We start from the raw sequence: 3327 nt of genomic DNA, 5'->3' as shown, positions 1-3327 counted from the left end.
CCGTGGCCGGCACGTTGACGTCGGCGACACTCGCCGAACAGAGGTAGCCACCGTGCGCACCGGCCAGCACTCCGCGCTGCACCAACTCGCGCACCATTTCCTCGGCGAAAAACGGGTTGCCGGCGGCCCGCTCGGCGATGACCGCCGCCAGCTCGGCGACCGAGGGATCCGGCCCCAGTAACTCACCGATCAGCACCGCGGTATCCGAATCACCGAGTGGGGCAAGCGCTATCGTTTGGGCGCCGGGCACCCGCGTCAGCGCCCCCTGGTATTCGGGGCGGAACGTGATCAGCACCATCGACGGGGTACGTGTAACGACGGTGAGGAAACCGGCCAGCATCGACTCGCTGACCGCATCGATCCAGTGCGCATCCTCGATCAGGTACAGCGCCGGTTGGGTGCGCGCCAGCGCAGCGGTGTTGATCAGTGCGGTCAACCGGCGTCGCCGCGCATCCGGGTCGATTTGCGGCAGGGGTATCTCGGGGTCGGCGATGCCGAGCAGATCATCAAGCAGCAGCAGATCCTGCGGATCGGCATCGGGGGACACGGCGGCCCGCACCCGCGAGCGCGCGGCGTGGCCGTAGAGGTCATTGACCCCGAGGGCCGCCCGCAGCAATCCGGTCAGGGCGTGGAACGAGACGTCACGAGCATGCGACTCGCAGAAGGACCAATACACCTCGACTCCGCGAGCGGCGGCCCGCGCAGCCACCTCGCGGGCCACCCGGCTCTTGCCGATACCTGGCAGTCCCACCACCGTGACGACGCCACCGCGGCCACCGATCGCGCGCTCCACCAAGGCGTTTAGGGCCGCCATCTCCCAGCGCCGGCCGACCAGGCTGGCCTCCCCCCGTCCGACCCGACCATCGCGTGCGTTGATCGCCAGCAGCCGGCGGGCGCGCACGGGTTCGTCGGAGCCTTTGATGCGCACCATTTCCGGTTCGCCCAGCAGCACGGTCTGCCCGACCAGCCGCGCGGTCGACTCTGACAGCATCACCGCGCCCGGGGGTGCTGCGGATTCCATCCGCTGGGCCAGTCCGACTGGTTCGCCGGTCGCGGCGTACCCCAGACCGATCTCACCGGCGATCACCCGGCCCGAATTCAGCCCCACCCGCACCCGCAGCGCCACGCCATCGCGGCTTTGCACTTCGGCGGCCAGCCGGTTGGCCTCCACCTGGATGGCGAGCGCAGCCAGACATGCGCGAAAAGCGTGATCCTCCAACGCAACTGGGGCGCCGAACAGCGCCATCACCCCGTCACCCGTGTGTTCCACGGTGCCGCCGTAGCGCTGCACCGCCGCCGCTGACCGCTGCACGACATCGGTCATGATGTCGCGTAACCGCTCGATGTCGAGCACGGCCGCGATGTCCATCGAGTGCACCACGTCGGCGAATAGCACCGTCACCTGCTTGTACTCCGCCGATCGGGTGGCCGGCGTGAGGCGCGCACCGCAGCCGCTGCAGAAGTTGGCCGTCGGGCCTGACCGCGCGCCGCACGAGCCGCAGATCAGCGGCGTCGCGCTCAGCAAACGGTCGCCGTCCCCGCCGGGGTCCATGTCAGTATGGTGTCACCGCTGGTCAACGATGTCCGCCATATCGAAGAGCCGCTGTCGATACAGAGTCTTCGGACCGCGCTGCTTAGCCCGCGCGCCCGCGTTCGGTGCGGTAGCGCCGCACCAGCGCGTCGGTCGAGCTGTCCGACTGCTTGGCCGGCGACCCGTCGCCGGTGATCACCGGAAGCAACGCCTTGGCCTGCGTCTTGCCCAGCTCCACACCCCACTGGTCGAACGAGTCGATGCCCCAGATCACGCCCTCGGTGAACACCTGATGCTCGTAGAGCGCGATCAACTGGCCCACTACCGACGGCGTCAAGCGGTTTGCCAGGATCGACGTCGTCGGCCGGTTGCCGGGCATCACCTTGTGCGGCACCACGTCGGCGGGGGTACCTTCGGCGGCGATCTCCTCGGCGGTCTTGCCGAACGCCAGCACCTGGGTCTGCGCGAAGAAGTTGCTCATCAGCAGGTCGTGCATGCTGCCGGTGCCCTCGACGGTGGGCAGGTCGTCGAGCGGCTGAGAAAAGCCGAGGAAATCGGCCGGCACCAACCGGGTGCCCTGATGCAGCAACTGGTAGAAAGCATGCTGGCCGTTGGTTCCTGGTTCGCCCCAAAAGATTTCACCGGTGTCGGTGGTCACCGGGGTACCGTCGGCGCGCACCGACTTGCCGTTGGATTCCATGGTCAGCTGCTGCAGATATGCCGCGAAACGTGCCAGGTCGTTGGAATACGGCAGTACCGCGCGCGATTGCGCGTCGAAGAAGTTGGAGTACCACAGGCCGATAAGGCCAAGCAGCGCAGGCGCATTGGACTCCAGCGGCGCGGTCCGGAAGTGCTCGTCGACGATGTGGAACCCGGAGAGGAAGTCGGCGAAGGCCTCCCGGCCGATGACGGCCATCACCGACAGCCCGATGGCCGAATCGACCGAATAGCGCCCGCCGACCCAGTCCCAGAAGCCGAACATGTTGTCGGTGTTGATGCCGAAGCTGTCGACCAGACGCTTGTTGGTGGAGACCGCGACGAAATGCTTCGACACCGCCGCGTCGCCCAAAGCCTCGGTCAGCCAGCGGCGCGCCGCAGTCGCATTGGTCAGCGTCTCCAGCGTGGAGAACGTCTTGGATGCGACAATGAAAAGTGTTGTGGCAGGATCTAAGTCGGCCAGGGCCGCGATCAGGTCGGCGGGGTCGACGTTGGAGACGAAGCGCGCCGAGATACCCGCGTCGGCGTAGTGACGCAGCGCCTGGTACACCATCACCGGACCCAGGTCTGAGCCGCCGATGCCGATGTTGACGACGGTCTTGATCCTTTGCCTGGTGGCGCCGGTCCATTCGCCGCTGCGCAGCCGGTCGGTGAAGTCGCCCATCGCGTCCAAAACGGCGTGCACGTCGGCGACGACGTTCTGGCCGTCGACCGTCAGCTCGGCGTCGCGCGGCAGCCGCAGCGCGGTGTGCAGCACCGCGCGGTCCTCCGAGGTGTTGATGTGGGCACCGGAGAACATCTCCGAGCGGCGCTCTTCCAGGTGGGCCGCGCGGGCCAGGTCAACCAGCAGCCCCAGCGTCTCGCGGGTGATGCGGTGTTTGCTGTAGTCGATGTAGAGGTCGCCGACGGTGACGGTGAGCTCGCGGCCGCGCTCGGGGTCGTCGGCGAAGAACTGGCGTAGGTGGGTTTGTCCGATCTGTTCGTGATGCTTGCGCAGCGCGTCCCACGCCGGGGTGGCGGTGATGTCGGAGGTCATGGGTTCGACCCTAGTGCGAATTACCCGGCGCCGAGCACCCGCT

The 3327-nt window shown here is 67.5% G+C and carries 2 protein-coding genes; both read right to left on the bottom strand.

Annotated elements, in window-relative coordinates:
• Nucleotides 1-1552 (bottom strand): AAA family ATPase (locus VML93_RS11095; protein ID WP_325610508.1); only part of this gene is annotated, 1552 nt, incomplete at its 3' end.
• A gap of 82 nt (nucleotides 1553-1634) precedes the next feature.
• Nucleotides 1635-3284 (bottom strand): glucose-6-phosphate isomerase, encoded by a 1650-nt coding sequence (gene pgi, locus VML93_RS11090; RefSeq protein ID WP_325610506.1) that lies wholly within the window; start codon nucleotides 3282-3284, stop codon nucleotides 1635-1637.
• Between the last annotated feature and the right edge of the window lie 43 nt (nucleotides 3285-3327).

Origin of the sequence: Mycobacterium sp. (genome assembly GCF_035499775.1) — a bacterium.
GTDB lineage: Bacteria > Actinomycetota > Actinomycetes > Mycobacteriales > Mycobacteriaceae > Mycobacterium.
This window is presented reverse-complemented; position numbering and strand designations above follow the sequence as displayed.